Source organism: Streptococcus oralis subsp. oralis (assembly GCF_002096445.1).
Classification (GTDB): Bacteria; Bacillota; Bacilli; order Lactobacillales; family Streptococcaceae; genus Streptococcus; species Streptococcus oralis_N.
This window is the reverse complement of the sequence record NZ_NCUK01000012.1, coordinates 130,685-151,283: the sequence shown is the minus strand read 5'-3', so window position 1 is coordinate 151,283 and position 20,599 is coordinate 130,685. Positions and strand designations below refer to the sequence as shown.

Annotated in this window: 20 protein-coding genes; 2 read left to right on the top strand and 18 right to left on the bottom strand. The window is 43.2% G+C overall.

Annotated features, from left to right (window positions below):
• Positions 1–90: 90 nt before the first annotated feature.
• The 14 genes from B7721_RS01950 to B7721_RS01885 form a co-directional block, all read right to left on the bottom strand.
• On the bottom strand, positions 91–783 hold the full coding sequence (locus B7721_RS01950; protein ID WP_000137507.1) for a methionine ABC transporter permease: 693 nt from the start codon (positions 781–783) through the stop codon (positions 91–93).
• A 1-nt stretch (position 784) separates the two neighbouring features.
• Entirely contained in the window at positions 785–1,846 is a 1,062-nt protein-coding gene (locus B7721_RS01945; RefSeq protein WP_000085680.1) for a methionine ABC transporter ATP-binding protein, read from the bottom strand.
• The gene (locus tag B7721_RS01940; protein WP_084877265.1) at positions 1,839–3,212 is read right to left on the bottom strand and encodes a M20 family metallopeptidase; all 1,374 of its coding nucleotides are present in this window, start codon (positions 3,210–3,212) and stop codon (positions 1,839–1,841) included. The genes B7721_RS01945 and B7721_RS01940 overlap by 8 nt, the downstream gene beginning before the upstream one ends.
• 118 nt (positions 3,213–3,330) lie before the next feature.
• Positions 3,331–4,185 carry a MetQ/NlpA family ABC transporter substrate-binding protein gene (locus B7721_RS01935; RefSeq protein WP_000694533.1) on the bottom strand — a complete coding sequence of 285 codons (855 nt, stop codon included), beginning with the start codon at positions 4,183–4,185 and terminating at the stop codon, positions 3,331–3,333.
• Between the two features lie 154 nt (positions 4,186–4,339).
• Positions 4,340–5,182: an amino acid ABC transporter substrate-binding protein gene (locus B7721_RS01930; protein ID WP_000724967.1), complete on the bottom strand. Its 843-nt coding sequence runs from the start codon at positions 5,180–5,182 to the stop codon at positions 4,340–4,342.
• Positions 5,183–5,284: 102 nt separating this feature from the next.
• A complete protein-coding gene (locus B7721_RS01925) occupies positions 5,285–5,608 on the bottom strand; it encodes an AzlD domain-containing protein (protein ID WP_000253912.1) in 324 nt (107 codons plus the stop codon).
• Entirely contained in the window at positions 5,598–6,293 is a 696-nt protein-coding gene (locus tag B7721_RS01920) for an AzlC family ABC transporter permease (protein ID WP_084877264.1), read from the bottom strand. The genes B7721_RS01925 and B7721_RS01920 overlap by 11 nt, the downstream gene beginning before the upstream one ends.
• A 158-nt stretch (positions 6,294–6,451) precedes the next feature.
• Positions 6,452–7,678, bottom strand: a complete 1,227-nt coding sequence (locus B7721_RS01915) for an MFS transporter (protein WP_084877262.1) — start codon at positions 7,676–7,678, stop codon at positions 6,452–6,454.
• A 70-nt stretch (positions 7,679–7,748) separates the two neighbouring features.
• Entirely contained in the window at positions 7,749–8,414 is a 666-nt protein-coding gene (locus tag B7721_RS01910; protein WP_084877261.1) for a CPBP family intramembrane glutamic endopeptidase, read from the bottom strand.
• Positions 8,415–8,529: 115 nt separating this feature from the next.
• Complete coding sequence (locus B7721_RS01905; protein ID WP_084877259.1) at positions 8,530–9,393, bottom strand: XRE/MutR family transcriptional regulator; 864 nt, start codon at positions 9,391–9,393, stop codon at positions 8,530–8,532.
• A 103-nt stretch (positions 9,394–9,496) separates the two neighbouring features.
• Positions 9,497–10,507, bottom strand: coding sequence for a tRNA (adenosine(37)-N6)-threonylcarbamoyltransferase complex transferase subunit TsaD (tsaD, locus tag B7721_RS01900; RefSeq protein ID WP_084877258.1), 1,011 nt, complete (start codon positions 10,505–10,507; stop codon positions 9,497–9,499).
• Positions 10,497–10,934 (bottom strand): ribosomal protein S18-alanine N-acetyltransferase, encoded by a 438-nt coding sequence (rimI, locus tag B7721_RS01895; protein ID WP_084877256.1) that lies wholly within the window; start codon positions 10,932–10,934, stop codon positions 10,497–10,499. Before rimI ends, tsaD begins: the two co-directional genes overlap by 11 nt.
• The gene (tsaB, locus tag B7721_RS01890) at positions 10,931–11,614 is read right to left on the bottom strand and encodes a tRNA (adenosine(37)-N6)-threonylcarbamoyltransferase complex dimerization subunit type 1 TsaB (RefSeq protein WP_084877255.1); all 684 of its coding nucleotides are present in this window, start codon (positions 11,612–11,614) and stop codon (positions 10,931–10,933) included. Before tsaB ends, rimI begins: the two co-directional genes overlap by 4 nt.
• Positions 11,615–11,945: 331 nt before the next feature.
• A complete protein-coding gene (locus tag B7721_RS01885; protein WP_084877521.1) occupies positions 11,946–12,161 on the bottom strand; it encodes a hypothetical protein in 216 nt (71 codons plus the stop codon).
• A 1,004-nt stretch (positions 12,162–13,165) separates the two neighbouring features.
• Here B7721_RS01885 and B7721_RS01870 point away from each other — a divergent pair.
• Positions 13,166–13,399, top strand: a complete 234-nt coding sequence (locus B7721_RS01870) for a DNA-dependent RNA polymerase subunit epsilon (protein ID WP_000639581.1) — start codon at positions 13,166–13,168, stop codon at positions 13,397–13,399.
• Between the two features lies 1 nt (position 13,400).
• On the top strand, positions 13,401–15,083 hold the full coding sequence (gene rnjA, locus B7721_RS01865) for a ribonuclease J1 (RefSeq protein ID WP_000331969.1): 1,683 nt from the start codon (positions 13,401–13,403) through the stop codon (positions 15,081–15,083).
• A gap of 36 nt (positions 15,084–15,119) precedes the next feature.
• Here rnjA and mnmG read toward each other — a convergent pair whose 3' ends face one another.
• From mnmG to argH, 4 genes are all read right to left on the bottom strand, one after another.
• Positions 15,120–17,033, bottom strand: coding sequence for a tRNA uridine-5-carboxymethylaminomethyl(34) synthesis enzyme MnmG (mnmG, locus tag B7721_RS01860; protein WP_084877250.1), 1,914 nt, complete (start codon positions 17,031–17,033; stop codon positions 15,120–15,122).
• 8 nt (positions 17,034–17,041) lie between these two features.
• Positions 17,042–17,497 (bottom strand): NUDIX hydrolase, encoded by a 456-nt coding sequence (locus B7721_RS01855; RefSeq protein WP_162283468.1) that lies wholly within the window; start codon positions 17,495–17,497, stop codon positions 17,042–17,044.
• Between the two features lie 140 nt (positions 17,498–17,637).
• Entirely contained in the window at positions 17,638–18,759 is a 1,122-nt protein-coding gene (mnmA, locus tag B7721_RS01850) for a tRNA 2-thiouridine(34) synthase MnmA (protein WP_084877247.1), read from the bottom strand.
• Positions 18,760–19,187: 428 nt separating this feature from the next.
• Positions 19,188–20,579 carry an argininosuccinate lyase gene (argH, locus tag B7721_RS01845; RefSeq protein WP_084877245.1) on the bottom strand — a complete coding sequence of 464 codons (1,392 nt, stop codon included), beginning with the start codon at positions 20,577–20,579 and terminating at the stop codon, positions 19,188–19,190.
• Positions 20,580–20,599: the final 20 nt, after the last annotated feature.

Here is a 20,599-nt window from a genome sequence, read left to right as displayed (position 1 = left end):
TTGTTTATTATAGCATATTTCTAAAAAGAAGCTTTATCCTTCTTGCAGTTCGGTGAGAAAACAAAAAGGAATCCCTTTGAACTCCTTCCATTATTTATGACTTAGTTTCTTGGTCAAGAAATCTCCCAAGAACTGGATTGTAAAGATAATCAAAATGATAATAATGGTCGCCAAGATAGTCACATCGTGATTGTAGCGGTTAAATCCATAAGCGATGGCTACGTTACCGATACCACCAGCACCAACTGCTCCCGCCATAGCTGTTTCCCCAACAAGGGAAATCAAGGTCACAGTCGTCACACGAATCAAATCTGGAAGACCTTCTGATAGGTAAACACCCACGATGTCCCAGAAGGTCGCTCCGCTTGCTTGAGCAGCCTCAATGACACCGCCATCCAGCTCAGCCAAGACAACCTGCACCTGACGGGCAAAGAAGGCAAAGACTGCAAAAGAAAGTGGGACAAGGGCTGCATTTGGCCCGATACTAGTCTTGACGATCAAGTGAGAAAGTGGCGACATGATTGCCAAGAGGATGATAAATGGTACCGCACGGAAAATAGAGGTAATCTTGTCTAAAATCCAGAAGATAACCTTATTTTCCAAGACACCACCTGGCGCTGTCAAGACGAGGAAAAGACCTGCTACCAACCCCAAGAACCCTCCGATGATGAAAGAAAGAACTGTCATATAAAGAGTTAGGTAGATGGCTGTTCCCCAGCCTGCCTGACCAGCCCAGCCCATCTTGTAGACATTTGGTAAGTAAGTTTGAATCAACTCTGTCATTTTACTGTCCTCCCTTCAATACTTTTAACTGCACACCCGCTTGACGGATAGCCTCTTGAGCACCTGCTAGCGCTGCTTTTTCACCTGACAAGACCACCACCAATTCTCCAACGGGAGTGCCATCGAGAATTTCGATATTTCCATAAAGGATATTAGCCGTTACTTGGTAATGTTTGTACAATTCATTCAAAAGTGGCTCGTCTGTTGAAGCCCCTGCATACTTGAGCTGCACTAAAATACTGTTCTCAGATAAATGTTCTACGATTTCTTGCTTCTCAATCTTGACCATTGCTTCGTCAATACCTGTGGCAGTTGAGATAAAGTCCTGTGTCAAAGGTTGTTTAGGGTCTGAGAAGATTTCAAGAACACTTCCTTCTTCAATCAAACGGCCATCCTGCATGACTGCCACACGGTTGGCAATGTCTTTGACAATCTGCATCTCATGTGTAATCAAAACAACAGTCAAGCCTAATTTTTGGTTCAAATCTTGCAACAAGGCCAAAATCTGCTTGGTTGTCTTAGGGTCAAGGGCAGATGTTGACTCATCTGAAATCAAGATTTTTGGATCATTGGCCAAGGCACGCGCAATAGCCACACGCTGTTTTTGTCCTCCAGATAGTTGTGACGGGTAGTTTTCAGCACGATCCGCCAAGCCAACCAAGTCCAACAACTTAGCAACTTTGGCTTTCTTTTCTTCCTTACTGAGTCCAGAGTGTTTTAGGGCAAAGGCTACATTTTCCTCTGCTGTCTTTTGACTCATCAGGTTGAAATGCTGGAAAATCATCCCAATGTCTTGACGCTTACGACGCAACTGCTCTGCTGTCAAGGTCACCTTACCATCAAAAATCACATCGTCATCAATGGTAATTTTCCCTGCAGATGGCTTTTGCAAGAGGTTAATCACCCGTACAAGAGTGGATTTCCCCGCTCCAGAATATCCAACGATTCCGTAGATATCCCCTTCTTGGATGTGAATGGTCACATCTTTGACCGCTGTGATGGTTCTCTTCTTTTGGTGAAAAGTCACATCAATCTGATCTAACTTGATAATATCTCTACTCATAGCTTCTAATCAGCTCCTCTACTAATTCTATATGGGTGTAGTAATCGGCGATTCGCACGTTTTCATCTCCACCATGGTCTCGGCTATTGGCATTTCCTAGACCGAAGGCCACCATGGGTACCTCTAAGGCATCAAAGACCGTATGCATGGGCCCTGTCCCCGCTGTGGTCGGCAAGACTGAAACACCTTGTGGATAGAATTTCTTGGCCAACTCGATCACATTGAGAATAGCTGGCGCGCTCATATCGCTTCGATAGCTCATCTCTCCCAAGGTATAGTATAATTCTACCTTATCAAAGCCATTTTTGTCTAGCTGTTTCCGAATTTTTTCCAGAACATCATGCGGTTCTAGGCCAGGAACCAAACGAACCTCTAGCTTAGCACTGGCTTCTGCTGGCAAAATCGTTTTAACCCCTTGCCCTTGATAACCTGACTGAATTCCTTCGATATTGAGGGCTGGCTCAAAAAAGAACCGTTTTAGAAAGGCTACACGATCCTCTTGTAAGAGAGGCAATTCCAAACCATAAATGCGACTGATTTCCTCAGGATTGCGTTGGGCGTAGGTATCTACCAAGGCTAGTTCTCGTTCATTTGGCTCTTGAACATCCTCGTACAAGCCTTCTACCAAGATACGTCCATCAGCAGCTCGCAGGCTACTTAAGGCCTGGATAAGGTACCACGGCGCCGACTCCACAACACCACCATAACTCGAGTGGATATCCACATCCGCACTTTTTACCTTGGCATCAAAGGTTACAATTCCCTTGTTTCCGCCAGAGATTTCCAGCTGTTCCAAGGCGTTCTTTGTCCCTTGCTCCCAGACTAGCAAGTCCGCCCCACGAAGTTTGTCTGCGTGTTTCTCTAAATACTTATCTAGATCCATGGAAGCAGACTCCTCTGCCCCTTCCATGATAAAGCTGATATTAACAGGCAGGTCATCATGGTGCTGCATATACTTTCTCAAAGCACTCAAACGAGCTGTGATGTGGCCCTTGTCGTCGTCAACCCCACGCCCATACATAAATTCATTTCGTACAGAAAGGGTAAAGGGATCATCTGTCCACACCTGATCGCCATCCGCTGGCACGGTGTCATAGTGATTATAGAAGATCAAGGTCTTGGCATCCGGACGCGAACTCTTGAAATGCGCCATGACAAAGGGAGCAGTGTAGCTCTCATCAATCTCCACTTCAGCCCCTACACGCTTGAAAATCTCACCCAGATAGTTTGCGACTTCCTTGAGCCCGACCTGCTGGGCAAAGACTGATTTCTTGGAAATCAAGGTACGCAAAACTTCAAAATAATGTTGGGCCACATGATCCTTCTCAAATTTTTCAATCTGCTCTTGTTCGCTAGGAAAAACCATTTTCTCTCTCTTTCTACTACCTACTTGTGTCCTTGGAACGACCCCAAGTGCCTCTTTAAAATCAACTCTCTATACAAAAGTAAGAGGTGGAAACTCTCTCCCACCTCCCTGTGTCTTATTACCAAACTGGTTGGTCCAAACCGTCTGATGTTTCTTCGATAACTTTTTTCACTTCATCAGTGTGGTAAGCTGCGATAATTTTCTTGATGGCATCAGCCTTAGGTGATGATTCCCAATCTTTTTTCGCAACGATGATGTTGTACCATTGTTTTGAGTTTTCATCAGCTTGTTCTTTGAAGAGTGCTTTCTTGTAGTCCAATTTTGCTTCTGTAACGAAGGTATTGTTTACAACGGCAGCATCAACTGATGACAATGAACGAGCTGTTTGACTAGCGTCCAATTCAGTAATCTTCAAGTTCTTTGGATTTTCTGTGATGTTAGCAACTGTTGCAAGGGCAGTTCCAGAAACATCCAATTTGATCAAACCAGCTGATTGAAGCAAGTAAAGCGCACGGCTTTCGTTTGTTGCATCGTTTGGTACGGCGATTTCACCGTTATCTGGGATTTCTTCCACTTTGGTGTACTTGTTTTCTTCCCCATTTTTACCTGAGTAAAGGCGGATTGGTGAGATGTAGGTATCTGCAATCGCTACAAGGTCTTTCCCGTTTTCTTTGTTCCAGTTGTTCAAGAAGTTGTAGTGTTGGAAAGCATTCAAGTCTACTTCGCCATCAGCAGTTGCCTTGTTTGGTTGTGAATAGTCTGTGAACTCTGTGAATTCCAATTTAATTCCATCTTTTTCAACCAATTCTTGGATTTTATCCCAACGCGCTTCTTCAGAACCGCTACGGTTAACTGTTGCAATTTTGACAACTGTTTCGTTGTCTGCTTTCTTTTCTGAATTTCCGCAAGCTGCAAGAGTCAAACCTGCGACTGTAGCAAGAGCTGCTACACCGAGCCATTTCTTAATTTTCATGATTCTATCTCCTTTAAAAATAATACCGTAATAGTATCTCATACTTTATTTGATTTAGCAAATTGTTATTAGATAGGCAGACATATAGTTTGAAACTATATACCTAAAAATTGAGAAATCATCCGCCTTTCTCAGACTGGATGATTTCATACGACTATTTAATGTCAGCTTCTGCTGGGAGGTAAGTGTCCCCGAAGAACTGTTTAGACAATTTTTCAAGAGTTCCGTCTTTGTAGAGTTCTTGGATACGTTTGTCTACAAATGATTTCAACTCATCTTGACCTTTAGCAAGAAGTGGGTAAACGTAAGGTTGTTGGTCGCTTGGAAGTTCAATGACTTTCAAGTTGTCCAAACCTTGGTTCTTGATAACTGTTTCAACACCGATTTTATCAAAAATCTTGTAGTCAAACTGACCATCGCTCAAACGAGACATGATTTGTTGGAAATCAGCCTTGGTGTAGTTAAGAACCGTTGGATTGTCAGCGTGTTGTTTGTTATAATCTTCTAGCTGTTTAGCTGATGTTGTCCCTTGAACGACCTCAGTAGACTTGCCTCCGATATCATCAAGTGACTTGATGCTGTCGTCGTCTTTCTTCACAACGAGAACGTTAGGGTTTTTAGCAGTTGGCGCTGCATAAAGATACTTTTCAGCACGTTCTTTGGTATAGCTGATATTGTTCACAGCCATTTGATAACGGTCGCTATCAAGACCTGCAAAGACACCTGACCACTCTGTCTTTTCAAACTTGACATCGTATTTGTCAGAGTCTTTAAAGATAGCACGGACTACTTCAATCTCATAACCAGTCAACTCGCCATTTTCTTCGTAGTTGAATGGTTTTGGTGAAGCATTGGTTGCAACGATAATTTCTTTCTTACCAGATGCTGCTTCGCTAGTTGCAGTATCTTTCTTATCTCCGCCTGAGCAAGCTGCTAGTACACCTGCGGCAACAAGTCCTAGAGCAGCAAGAGATGAATATTTGACGATTTTTTTCATGTCATTTCCTCCAAAATAGAATACTTTACTATCTTAACAGAAAATATTTTTTTTTGCCATTATATGATATCTATCTCGGTGATAGGTTTTTTTTATGACTGACTAAAAGACCAGACGCAAGACTGCAATCAAGACCACTCCAAAAAGAACCGTACCCACTAGATTGCGATAGCGAAAGGCTACCCAAGCCGTTGGAAAGACTGCTAAAAAGTCCAGCCATTTGATTTGAGGAAGGCTGCCAACCTTGCCAGTCACTACGCTTGAAAGGATTAAGGCAAAGATAATAGAAACAGGCAAGAACTTCAAAAACCGCTCAACGATAGCTGGCAACCCCTTGTACTTAACCAAAATGAAGGGAATCATACGGGGAATCCAAGTCACTAATCCAGAAAAGACGATTGCCATTAAAATATACTTACTGACCATCTAAGACCACCCCCATGGTACAACCTAGCAAGGTCGCAAACAAAACAGCTAGCGACTGAGACACTACTGTCAAGAGCAAAAAGAAGGACACCGCAACAACGGCTAGGATCAGCAGCAGATTGCGGACAGGGACCCGTCTTTGCATAATCTGAAATTGCGAAGTAAAAATCCCGATAAACATCCCAACAAGGGCAAAGTCTAAGCCAAAGACTTCAGGATTTGGCAGAAGCCCACCTAAAGCTGTCCCCGCCACTGTCCCAATAAACCAGGCTACATAACTATTGAGATTGTTCCCGTGCATCCACATGGGATGAACCTTGTCTGTATGGGCTAATTCTCCCATCAAAATCCCATAGGTCTCATCTGTCAGGAGACTGGACATGCCGATATTTTGCCAGAGACTAGTATGACGGAAATAAGTCGATGCATGCAAGCTCAGCAAAAAGAGTCGCAAGTTGATCAAAAAGACCGTCATAGCAATGGCTGCCACAGGCGCTTGGACCGCAATCAGTGCCAACATGGCAAACTGGGCGCTCCCAGCATAAACAAAGAGGCTCATCAAGCCCATCTCAACAGGTGTCACATAGGGCGCACCGATAATCCCACAAGCCAGACCAATGCTGACATAGCCAAGGGCAGTCGGCATGGCTGCCTGTACACCTTCCCAAAATCCTTTTTCTTTCATCCTTCTCCTCATATTCTCTCCAATTGAGGCTGTTCATCATCACAGCCACAGCATGGACTATTATAACATATTCAAAGAAGAGAAAAAAGTCAGCTGATTTTGGCCGTCATAAAAAGACTGGCAATCCAGTCTCAAACACCTATGATACAAATTCTCCTCTAAATGCTCTCACGAATATTCAAGAGCATGACAAATGCGGTTAGGAGTAATAGCAATAGAATAAAGCTGACCGCTAGGGTCCCAAGACTTGTAGCAATCGTTACGAAAACGATTGTGAATAGACTTGGTAAAACAACCGTAATAGCACCAATAGAGGATTGAACCGCTCCCATTGACTCCTCAGGTATTTGTTTAAAGACGAGTTCTTGCAATCTAGGAGAGAGTAACCCTGCGATGAAGGCATCCAAGGAGCTGAAAAGCAGAATCAAACCAAAATGAACTGTGGCAAATCCTACTAGAAGGAGTAACTGGATGACGACCGAAGCGTATAGAGCTGTTTTTATAGAAATCGTATTTTTCAGATAGCCACTTACAAGGCTTCCGACAATAAGTGCTATCAATTCTAGTGTTGATAACAAAGCGAGTGATTGACCAGTTTGTAAATTCAAAAACGGTTGGATTCTTAAAAAAAGAGTCGAAATAGGAACAGTGACATTGATCACAGCTTGGCTGATAGAGACGATAAATAAAATGAAGATTACTCTATCCATATTCCAAATCAATTTCGATGATTGGAACAAATGCTGGCAAAACGATTTTATAGAAAGACCTTCTTGATAGCTAATTGTTTTTTCAACTTTCAAAAGATCATTTTTTATGAAGAGAATACCTACAAATGCTATCAGAAACGTCAGAGCGTTTAGCAAGGAGATGAACTGAATGGAAAGAATTCCTAGTAAAATCCCTCCTAGAATGTTACTGATTGTCCGAACTAAACTAACTGTTGATTGTTTAAAGCCAATGGCTTCTGTCAGATGTTCTTTCCCAATGATTCTTATAAAAATAGGAGTAAGCATGGCTCCTGAAAAGTAACTCAATGTATCCGACAAAAGGTTCATCAAACAGATAAAGAATACGAGCCATAAGGAAAAGGACTGCCCTGAAAGCGAAAGTGCCACTATAGAATAAAGTACAAATTTGACAAAACTAATAACCGTATACTTTAGAACACGATTGTGTTGAAAGTCAGCCAAAACTCCCATAAAGATTTGCAGAACTTGAGGAACAGTCTCTGAAATCGTAATGAGTAAAATCGCCAAGGGGGCAAACGAAGCGTCTGCCACATAATTCAAAAAAGCAAGATAAAAAATCGTATCCCCAACCGTTGAAATCCACTGGTTGATGGTTAATTGCCTAAAATCTCTATTTTGAATAAATACTTTCATCGCAACTCCTTTTTGAGTTCAAATGGGAAGTTTTCCCCAAGGATAGACCGATATTGCTGAGCACCTAAAATTACAGCAACGGTAAAATTTGACCAATGCCATTGTAAACTATATGCAGTCCAATAGGCCAATAAATGGACTTTGTCACTCTAAACAAGACTGCAAATATGAGACCGCCACCCATATATGAGAAAAAGTCTGTCAAAATCCAACCGTGGTTACTAATGTGCAAGATTCCAAACAAAGCAGCCGAACCGAGCACATCCAGTCCCCACTTCTTCCCTTTTTCCAGAGCGGTCATCACCAATCCACGATAAATCATCTCTTCAAAAATGGGACCTGCAATCACAGGATAGAAAAAATACATCAAAAATGCTGTAGCTCCTGTAAAAGTAGGGACATCCAGTTGATAAGCAATTTCATTTTTGGTAGATGGGAAAAGATAAAATGTGATGAAATTCCAAATAACAAAAGCAAGAAGAGCTAAAAAGGAATAAAAAAGATAGGAACCTCTAAATTTTCGACTGTTAATTTTCTGCCATTTCCCTGACCAAACCATAACAATAATAGCAAGCAGAACCACAAGAAAATTTAACAGCATATCCGACAAATAATAGGCAAAGTCGGATAGACCAGCAGCTAGATCGCTATGTAAAAGCAAACGAATGAAGAACTGGTCAGCAATGACAAGTAAAACGGCTATAATAAAGTAGTAGCGTGAGATTATCTTTTTCATTCTATTTTCTCCTATACTATGAAATAAGGATAGTATAACACGGAAATCATCACATTTTAGAAAATCGCATATTTGACATTTTTTCTTATAGAAATTTCATTTTTGCGATTGTTTGTTAATCGATAAGGTCTTTATATTGCTGTAAGCGTAGTTCAAAAAGAGCTGTTAATTGAGGATTCTCTAATATTTGTAGAGATTGGATAAAGTCTTCAATCTCTTTTTGATTACTTCCCTTGGTTTTAAGGAAAATGCTCATCTTCTTTAAAAACTGCCACAATAATTTCTCAAAAACATCGTATGGACGGAGCATACTCTCCAGCTCGGCTTCAAAGATTGGGATATAAGAAAAAAGTTTGCGCTCCATGAGCTCTGAGATGATATTTAACAGCCCTTGTTTCATATACAATCGATTGTGTACTAACTCTTTAAATTCCTTGGATTTTTCAAGTAAAGAGGTTGATAAAAAGATTAGATCTTGGTTGCTCAAGAAGGGCATGGTATTGCAAAAAATATAGAGTTCAAACCAGGTCCAAGACTCGATAGCATAGAGGTAAGTAGTTAAAAGCTCGCTATCCTCCTCTTCTAGCGGATAGTTTTTATCTAAGGAATGGATGGCATCTTTGATTACAATAGCGTTTAAACGACGATAGGTCTGCGCCATCTGTTCTTGTTTGACTTCCTCCAACAGTTGCTCTAAACCCGCTATATCTTGATGGGCAAAACGATTTACAACCTTTCGACCGATTCGCATATGTGGGGATTCTTGATAGTTATTAAGCTTGTGTCCAAACTCATCGAAAGTCACATTTATCCCTTGGATAGCTAGTATCAGTTTATCCGCAGACAGCATAGACTGTCCCAGTTCAAACTTGGATAGCTGGGATGCTGTCAGACCCTCACAAGCCACATCTGACTGCTTGAGCTTTCTCGCCAGCCGCAATTCCTTGTAAAATTCTCCCAATTCCATTCTCTCAATCATCTGACCACCTCCTAATTTTTACATATTATATCATCATTTTTACAGCTTTGTCAAAATATTCTGACATTTTCCGTAGTAAAAAAGCCAGCTTCAAGCTGACTCTTTATTCCATAGTATCAAAGGCGAGGCTTGGTTTGGCGTTGAGGTCCAAGCCTGCAAAGTTTTCTTTATTCCACTCGCTGACGCTGGCATAGGCAATCATACCTGCATTGTCTCCGCAAAGGCGTAGAGGTGGGATGATGACCTTGACATCTGTGATTTCAGCTGCCAGACGTTCTCTGAGGCCTTTATTGGCGGCCACACCACCGGCTACGACTAGGGTTTTAACAGGGTATTTTTCTATGGCTTTCTTGGTTTTGGCCATAAGAATGTCCATGACTGCTGCTTGGAAGGACGCTGACAGGTCTTCCTTGGACAAGCTTTCTCCCTTTTGCTCGGCATTGTGGAGAAGATTGATAAAGGCAGACTTCAAACCTGAGAATGAAAACTCCAGGTTATCTTCCTTAATCATAGCACGAGGAAAGTCATAAATATCCTGTCCCTGATGAGCTAGCTCATCAATCTCGCGACCTGCTGGATAGGTCAATCCCATGACACGGCCGACCTTATCATAGGCCTCACCAACTGCATCATCCCGCGTTTCCCCAACAATCTTATAATCCCCAGCCTCAGAAACATAGACCAACTCCGTGTGCCCACCGCTAACCAAGAGAGCTAGCAAGGGAAACTCCAAAGGCTCAACGCTCTGAGCCGCCATGAGGTGACCAGCCATGTGATTCACGGGGATCAGCGGAAGTCCATGAGCCCAAGCAAAGGCCTTGGCAGCTGACAAACCAACTAGCAGTGCTCCGACCAAGCCTGGTCCGTAGGTAACCGCCACAGCTGTTACATCCTCTTCGGTAATTCCTGCTTCTGCCAGTGCTTCCTCGATGCAGGCTGTAATAACCTCGACATGGTGACGGCTAGCCACTTCTGGCACTACGCCCCCAAAACGTTTGTGACTCTCAATTTGACTCGCAATGACATTGGACAAGAGCTCATCATCGTTTTTCAGTACGGCGACACTGGTCTCATCACAGGATGTCTCAAATGCTAAAATATATCTATCCTTCATCTATTTCTCTCTTCATGATGATGGCGTCCTCGACTGGGTCATGGTAGTAGGCCTTTCGCTCAGCGATAACCGCCATCTTTTCTTTCTTGTAAAATGCTTGCGCTCGTTGGTTTGACTTTCTAACTTCGAGGAAAATCTCCTTGTCTACTGGTAATGTTGCAAACAAGGCTGACGCAATTCCCTGACCCTGATAGGCTTTTTTGACAGCAATCTGCAAGACTTCTGCTTCAAAGAGATTCTCCTGAACAGCTAGAAAGCCAATCACTTCTGCCCCATCATAAGCTAGAGCGTACCAAGTTTGATCTTGGGACAGGTCTGCTTGGATTTGTTCCAACGTCCACGGATTGACTGGATAAACAGCTGCCATGACAGCGTAAATAGCTTGAGCCAGGTCAGGCTGTCTTTGAATTCGTTTGATCTCTATCATAGGCGTTTAATGTAGGACTCACCAGACTCGGTATGGTTCTTGAGCCAATTTTCCTCAGCTTCAACACGTTTGAGGTAGTTTGGTACAAAGTCGTGCAAGGAGTCTGCTTCCTTGTCCCATGCCCAAAGAGCTAGATTAGCTGCATTTGGCAAGGTCTCTTGGTAACTAGCTTGTGGTAGCTGTTCTTGGATCTGCTCCACAAAGGCTCCAACTTCTCCAACAAAGGTCACCTGTTCAGCATCCGTGACTTTTTCTAGCACTTCCGCAAAGGACAGGTGTGCTTCTGGCATGACAGGTTTGGCATTTTCATAAAATCCTGCATAAACATTGTTACGACGCGCATCCATCAGGGGAACAAGTAAGCCTTCTTGTTGGCGTGGCACCAGAGCCAAGAGGCTAGACATCCCAACTAACTCAATGTTCAGGGTATGAGCCAAAGTCTTGGCAGTTGCTACCGCGATTCGCAAACCTGTGTAGCTACCTGGTCCTTCAGCTACCACGATTCGATCCAAATCCTTGGGTGTCCAATCCAAACTTGCCATCAAAAAATCGATGGCTGGCATGAGGGTAATACTGTGATTCTTCTTGATATTAATCGTCGTCTCGGCAAGAACCTGCTTGTCCTCTAAAATGGCTAGAGAAAGAGCCTTGCTGGACGTATCAAAAGCTAATACTTTCATAACACATTCCTATCTTTTTGTCTGTTTACTATTATACTACAAAAGCCAGCGCATGGGAATTTTCTTTATTTACAAACAAAAGTGCCTGCCACTTAAACAAGCAATTCTGCACAAAAAATTCAAAAAAGTTGTAGCTTTTTTGAATAGAAAAGTGAACAAGGAAATTGAAAAGTTCTTTGTAAAAAATTTGGATCAGGCATTTATGTTTCAACTCGATTTTTGATACGAAAGAACATCGTCGTAAAAATAAAGATATCAACTAAAAATAGAAAAAGTCCATCCCATCTAAAGACGAGGTGGATTCTCTGTATATCTAGAGGAATAATTGACTTTAGGCATTTAAACCAAAGTAGAAAACGAGCCAGACAACATAGGCGACCAGGAGGAGAAAAATTGAATAGAGCGTCACAAAAGCAAGCTTCCAAAGGAACTTTGTTTTGCGGTGTTCCAGATGCACAAACAGGGCATTCCCCCCATAGACACAAGCTACAAAGACTACAAACATCAAGAGGCGAACCCCTACTGCAAATTCAAACAAACTAAACATTCTTAATCCTCCTTTTGGTATTCCTATTTTTATATAAACTGTTGACAATGTTGGTCTATCAATGTTAAAATGTAATTCAACACTGGTTGGAAAATCAGGTTGAGTCGTTGACTCTTCGGGTTGCAGTGCTATCCCTGAAACTTTGGTTTCTAAAGAACTGAAATTGCGATTGAACAATTCGCCCCCAGTGTTTGACTGCTCTTGACTTCGGTCAGGAGCTTTTTGATGCTTTTAAAGTTGATTCCCTCAGTGAGTTATAGTAAAGTATAAATATCGAGAGGATAACATAGGGCGACTGGTAACAGAGCGTTCAAAGGTACCAACTTCTGGTACGGGTGTGGGACTGCCCTCAGCTTTGAGCTGTAAAGACCCCTGACTACCATTGGTCCTCTCTTTTTGCTTACTCTTAAATTAAGGGCTTTTCCTTGCCTGTTCAGTAAGCACTCCACTCCATCTTGCTATTTCTACATCGTTATACTTATAGATTGACTTCTTAGCCTCATAGATGATAGAATTAAGTAAAGGCTGAGATCGAGTTTGATTTGGTGACAAGTCATTCAAAGGTTGCGATGCATTCGCTTCAGGTAGAGGTGCTGCCATCTGGACTGCTCCAGGAAAATCCCCGAGTTTTGTCTCAGCCTTTTTATTTGCTCTTGAGATTTCTCAAGAGCTTTTTCTTTTTTCAAAGATATCATTCTGCCCCAACCATCTACACCAACGATTAATGAAACTAAAACTGTATTCTTCCTTAAATCTACTATCTCTTTAGATTCCCCCTTTAATTATAACACCTAAGTGCTCTCCGACCAAATCCTACCTATCTTTTAGCTCCTCCTTTCCCTCCCGACTTTCTCCATTTCCGTCTTTTACTAATTTTTCATTTTGTGGTATAATTGAAATAATTGTAACGAATCAAGGTCAATCTAGACACAAAATGGAATGAAATCAAGCAAATCTCTGCTAAAAGTTTGGAATAAGCTGACCTGTAAATAGAAAGGAACTATATGATTTACAAAGTTTTTTATCAAGAAACAAAAGAACGTAGCCCACGTCGTGAAACAACACGCTCACTTTACCTAGACATCGATGCCAACTCAGAACTTGAGGGCCGTATCGCTGCTCGCCAACTTGTCGAAGAAAACCGCCCAGAGTACAACATCGAATTTATTGAACTCTTGTCTGACAAATTGCTAGATTACGAAAAAGAAACTGGCGCTTTCGAGATTACGGAGTTCTAATATGGCCTACACTCTTAAACCTGAAGAAGTCGGCGTTTTTGCCATCGGTGGTCTGGGAGAAATCGGGAAAAACACTTACGGAATTGAATACCAAGACGAGATTATCATCGTCGATGCTGGGATTAAATTCCCAGAAGATGACTTGCTGGGTATCGACTATGTCATTCCTGATTACTCTTACATCGTGGACAATATCGACCGCGTCAAGGCTGTTTTGATTACACACGGACACGAGGACCACATTGGTGGGATTCCTTTCCTGCTCAAGCAAGCAAATGTCCCTATCTACGCTGGTCCACTTGCCCTGGCTTTGATCCGTGGAAAACTTGAAGAACACGGCCTCTTGCGCAACGCCAAACTTTACGAAATCAACCACAACACTGAGTTGACCTTTAAAAATCTCAAGGCAACTTTCTTTAGAACCACTCACTCTATTCCAGAGCCTTTGGGAATTGTCATTCATACCCCGCAAGGAAAAATCGTCTGTACGGGTGACTTCAAGTTCGACTTTACACCAGTTGGGGAACCTGCAGACTTGCACCGGATGGCAGCCCTTGGTGAAGAGGGTGTGCTCTGCCTCCTCTCTGACTCGACAAATGCAGAAGTGCCAACCTTTACCAACTCTGAAAAGGTCGTTGGTCAGTCCATCATGAAGATTATCCAAGGCATTGAAGGACGCATCATCTTCGCATCCTTTGCCTCAAATATCTTCCGTCTCCAGCAAGCAACGGATGCTGCAGTTAAGACTGGACGCAAGATTGCTGTCTTTGGTCGTTCTATGGAAAAGGCCATTGTCAACGGAATCGAGCTTGGCTACATCAAAGCTCCTAAGGGAACCTTTATCGAGCCAAATGAAATCAAAGACTATCCTGCAGGCGAGGTTCTTATCCTCTGTACAGGTAGTCAAGGTGAGCCTATGGCTGCCCTCTCTCGTATCGCTAACGGAACCCACCGTCAGGTGCAACTCCAACCCGGCGATACCGTTATCTTCTCTTCAAGTCCTATCCCTGGAAATACCACTAGCGTCAACAAGCTGATTAACATTATCTCAGAAGCTGGTGTCGAAGTCATCCACGGTAAGATTAACAATATCCACACCTCTGGACACGGTGGTCAGCAAGAGCAAAAACTCATGCTCCGTTTGATCAAGCCGAAATACTTCATGCCTGTCCACGGTGAATACCGCATGCAGAAAGTCCACGCTGGACTAGCGGTGGATACTGGTGTTGAAAAGGACAATATCTTTATCATGAGCAATGGTGATGTCCTTGCCCTTACTGCTAACTCAGCTCGTATCGCAGGTCACTTCAATGCCCAAGACATCTATGTTGATGGAAATCGTATCGGTGAAATCGGCGCTGCTGTCCTCAAAGACCGTCGTGATCTATCTGAAGATGGTGTCGTTCTAGCAGTCGCAACTGTTGACTTCAAGTCTAAAATGATCTTGTCTGGGCCTGATATCCTCAGCCGAGGCTTTGTCTACATGAGAGAATCTGGTGACTTGATTCGCCAAAGCCAGCGCATCCTCTTCAATGCTATTCGTATCGCATTAAAAAATAAGGACGCCAGCATACAATCCGTCAATGGTGCTATTGTCAACGCCATTCGTCCTTTCCTCTATGAAAATACAGAACGTGAACCAATCATCATCCCGATGATCCTCACACCAGATGAAGAAGAATAAATCAACAAAACAGCCCCGTCTTCGGAGCTGTTTTTTCTATGCTTTCTTTTCTTGATTTTTAGAAATACTACGATTTTTACCTTCCAGATACACCATCAAAATAGAAATATCTGCTGGGTTAACTCCCGAAATACGGCTGGCTTGGCCGATGGTTTCTGGATTGATGAGTTTGAACTTCTGGCGAGCTTCTGTTGCGATAGAATCAATGTCATCCCAATCAATATTGGCTGGAATTCGTTTTTCTTCCATGCGTTTCATCTTGGCAACCTGGTCCATAGCTTTGGAAATATAGCCTTCGTACTTGATTTCTGTTTCAATCAATTCGATAATCTTGTCATCCAAGTCCTCGGCAGCTGGCCCTATGAAAGCTACCACATCTTTGTAAGAAACTTCTGGACGGCGAAGGAATTCTTTGGCTGTCACCGCATCTGTCAACGGCTTGAAGCCCATTTCCTCAACCTTAGCATTGGTTTCTTTGACTGGCTTGAGTTTGATACTGTCTAGGCGCTTCATCTCATTGTCAAATTGATTTTTCTTGATTTCAAAACGAGCCCAGCGTTCATCATCCACAAGGCCAATCTCTCGACCCATCTCGGTCAAACGCATATCGGCATTGTCATGACGGAGGATGAGACGGTATTCAGCACGACTGGTCAAGAGACGGTAGGGTTCAATGGTACCCTTGGTCACCAAGTCGTCAATCATCACCCCGATATAGCCGTCACTGCGCTTCAAAATCAATTCAGGCTTGCCTTGGATTTTCAGAGCCGCATTGATACCCGCGATAATCCCTTGGCCAGCAGCTTCTTCGTAACCTGACGTTCCATTTGTCTGACCGGCAGTGAAGAGACCTGAGATTTTCTTGGTTTCCAAAGTCGCACGCAACTGATGAGGCAAGACCATGTCATACTCAATAGCATAACCTGTTCGCATCATCTCTGCATTTTCCAACCCTTTGATGGAATGAACCAACTCACGCTGGACGTCCTCAGGCAGACTGGTTGAAAGTCCTTGGACGTAGACTTCCTCTGTATTGCGCCCTTCTGGCTCAAGGAAAAGTTGATGACGTTCCTTGTCCGCAAAGCGCACAATCTTGTCCTCAATTGACGGACAGTAACGAGGTCCCACTCCCTTGACCACACCTGTAAACATAGGCGCACGGTGGAGGTTGTTTTGGATAATCTCATGACTGGTACCATTGGTGTAGGTCAACCAGCATGGCACTTGATCCTTAACATAGTCCTCATCACGTGAAGTATAAGAGAAGTGATTTGGCGCTTCATCTCCTGGCTGAATCTCTGTCACATCGTAGTTGATAGAAGAAGCCTTGACACGTGGAGGCGTTCCTGTCTTGAAACGACCGATTTCGAGGCCCAATTCCTTGAGGTTATCAGCTAGGTTAATCGAAGCTAGGCTGTGGTTAGGTCCTGATGAGTACTTGAGGTCTCCGATGATGATTTCCCCACGGAGTGCAGTCCCTGTCGTCACGATAACAGCCTTGGCAGCATACTCTTGATGGGTCGCTGTACGAACACCGACCACCTCACCATCTTCCACCAAAATCTCATCAATCATGGTTTGACGAAGGGTCAAATTTTCTTGATTTTCAACTGTCTTGCGCATCTCCTTAGAGTAAAGCTCCTTGTCAGCCTGCGCACGAAGAGCACGGACAGCTGGTCCCTTCCCTGTGTTGAGCATCTTCATCTGGATGTAAGTCTTGTCAATGGTTTTAGCCATCTCGCCACCAAGGGCATCGACTTCACGCACAACAATCCCCTTGGCAGAACCACCGATAGAAGGATTACATGGCATGAAAGCCAGCATTTCAATGTTAATAGTCGCAAGCAAAACCTTGCATCCCATACGGCTTGCAGCTAGGGATGCTTCCACCCCTGCATGCCCCGCACCGATTACAATAATATCGTATTCTTCCGTAAAATTATAAGTCATTTTCTCTCCTATTTCTCAAGATGAATGTGTCTTAATTGACCGTCCCAATCCGGCAGGGCTGTTTTTAAAAAGGCTGGAACTAGCTGGAACTCCTCAAGTTTATCCAAGTCAATCCACTCACAGGGTTGCTTTTTCTCATCTTCCTGCATGGTTAAAGGAGCGTCCTCCAGTAGATCAACTAGATAATGAAACTCGATGTTGTGATAGGAAACACCGTCCTGTTCAAAACGATTTTCAACCACGAAAGCTAGCTGCCCAGCTTGAGCTTTGACACCTAGTTCTTCCTTCACCTCACGGACTACCGCTTCTTCCGTGCTTTCATTGACTTGGATCGCACCACCAATAGTGTAATACTTGCCCTTATCTTTGGTAACTAGGAGCTTGCCATTTTGGAGAATCAAGGCTGTCGCCCGAACACCAAAAACAGTATTTTCCACTTTTGTCCGAAAGTCTTGTTGAGCCATTTTTATCCTTTCCCTTAAACGACACAAAAACAGTCAAAACTCCAAAGAAGTGCAGGACAAAAAAGCCTGCAACATCCATGAGCTTTGACCATCATTTCTATTGCTTTTATTATTGTAGCAAATTGAGAAAATTTGTCAATCTAAATGTACTGACAAACTTGTCCATCGCGGTAGGCATTGTCAATCAAACCACCACCGAGACACTCTTCGCCATCGTAAAAGACAACTGCCTGTCCTGGTGTGATGGCGCGTTGCGGTTCCGCAAAGATAACTTCTGCCTTATCTCCTTTGACATGTACTGTCACCTTAGAATCAGGCTGACGGTAGCGGAATTTAGCTGTACATTCTAGCGTAAATTCCTCTGGCATGTCACGAGTAAAGTGGACTTGACTAGCTTCTAGGCTTGTTGACATGAGCGAATCATGGTAGAATCCTTGTCCGACATAGAGGATGTTCTTGCTTAGGTCTTTTCCAACAACGAACCAAGGAGCATTGTCACCGCCGTGTTGCCCACCGATACCGAGTCCGCCACGCTGACCAATCGTATAATACATCAGACCAGCATGCTCACCCATATCGCGTCCATCCACAGTCATCATGCGACCAGACTGAGCTGGCAGATAGTTGCTGAGAAAGTTTTTAAAGTTCTTTTCTCCGATAAAGCAAATCCCTGTCGAATCTTTCTTCTTGGCAGTCGCAAGTCCAGCTTCTTCTGCTAGTCTGCGAACTTCAGGCTTTTCCAAATGTCCCAATGGGAACATGGTTTTTTGGAGTTGTTCTTGCGAAAGTTGACTGAGGAAATAGGTCTGGTCCTTGCCATTGTCCACGCCACGAAGCATGTGAACGATGCCATCCTCATCACGCGCCACTCGAGCATAATGCCCAGTCGCTACATAGTCTGCACCCAAGGTCATGGCATAGTCCAAAAAGGCCTTGAACTTGATCTCCTTATTGCACATAACATCTGGATTTGGCGTGCGCCCTGCACGGTATTCCGCTAGGAAATACTCAAAAACGCGGTCCCAATACTCTTTTTCAAAATTGACAGAGTAGTAAGGAATGCCAATCTGGTCTGCCACCGCAGCCACATCCTTGTAATCTTCGGTCGCCGTACAGACGCCGTTTTCGTCTGTGTCATCCCAGTTCTTCATGAAGATACCGATCACATCGTAGCCCTGCTCCTTGAGCAAGAGAGCCGTCACCGACGAATCAACACCACCACTCATCCCCACAACAACACGTGTTTTAGAGTTATCACTCATGGTAAGTCTCCCATCTATTCGTTTATTTATACCCCTCAAAATTCTATTTACTATGACTTTCAATAGAATTTCTTTGAGTATAGTCTTTTCGTTTGCTTTTAGGAGTAAAATGGTCTGGGAGACCATTTTAGCCTATCATCTTAAAATGAAAATATGATAGGCAACGAGTCGCAGTCATAACTCGAGTTCGCTCAATCAGTCTGGGAGACTGATTGAGGTTATAAATCAGACAAGCTCAGCTTGCATCTCATTTCGAGTTAACGACGTAATAAAAGATAAACGAAATGACTAGTTCACGATTGAAGGTCGTGTGTGCTTTAACGATTGAAGGTCGCTTGAGCAGTATTCATTATAACACGCTTGGTTGGAGAAGACAAGAAAGAGGCTGATAAATCATCTCAACCTCTCTTTCTTCCTTTGCAAATGAATCAATTTCCCCCTTTAAGTTCTTTTTTCACTTGTTCTATCTGGTATTTTACTTGCTCAAAGCCAGTTCCTCCTAAGGAATTCCGTCTCTGAACAGCGGTTTCTGGACGCAAGTAGATATAAATATCCTCTTCAATCAAGGGATGGTAGACTTGCAACTCCTCCAAATCCCAATCTTGGATATTTTTACCATGCTTGATAGAGTCTAGAACCAATTTCCCTACTATTTCATGCGCTTCTCTAAAGGGAAGACCTTTTTCTGCCAAATAATCTGCCAGTTCGGTCGCATTCGAAAAATCATTCTCTGTGGACTGCTGCATTTTGGCCTGATTAACCTGCATGCTCGATAGCATACCTGCCAGCACATCCAGAGAATTTAAAATCGTTTCTACTGTATCAAACATGCCTTCCTTGTCTTCTTGCAAATCCTTATTATAGGCCAGAGGCAAAGACTTCATGACGGTCAATAGTCCGAGTAAGTGCCCGTAAACCCGTCCTGTCTTCCCTCGAATTAATTCAGCCATATCAGGATTTTTCTTCTGGGGCATGATAGACGAACCCGTTGAAAAGCTATCAGACAAGCTAATGTACTGATACTCAAAACTGCACCAATTGATGATTTCCTCACAAAAACGACTCATATGCATCATCAAAATGCTGGCATTTGACAGAAATTCCAAGATAAAATCACGGTCACTCACTGCGTCCAAGGAATTGGTATAGGGTTGTTGGAAACCCAATAAATCACTCGATAATTGACGATCGATTGGAAAAGTTGTCCCCGCCAAAGCAGCCGCACCCAGTGGAGATAGGTCCGTATGTTTCAGGTTAAATGCAAAACGCTCGCTGTCCCTTTGAAACATATTGTAATAAGCCATGAGATGGTGGGCAAAACTAATCGGTTGGGCGTGCTGCAAATGAGTATAGCCTGGCATGATGGTTTCCACATGTTTTTCAGCCAAATCCAGCAAAACACTATTCAGATTCGCCAACTTATCCAAGACATGGCCAAGCTGCTCCTTTAGATATAAGTGCATATCCGTTGCGACTTGGTCATTCCGAGAACGAGCCGTGTGTAGTTTCCCAGCCAGAGGACCGATTTTCTCTGTCAGCAACACTTCCATATTCATATGAATATCTTCATTTGCAATATCAAAATGAAGCTCCCCTGCCTCTAAATCTCGCAACAAAGCTTTCAGACCATCTTGGATCTGCTCTGCCTCTTCCAAGCTCAAAATGCCAGTCTGTCCTAGCATTTGAACATGAGCTAGGGAACCCATCAAATCAAATTTTGCCAGCTGGTGGTCAAAGGAAATACTCGCACCGAACTGTTCTACCCACTCTTCCACAGTGCCTTCAAATCGACCACCCCATAATTTTGTATTTTTCGACATATCCTGTCGTCCCTTTCTAT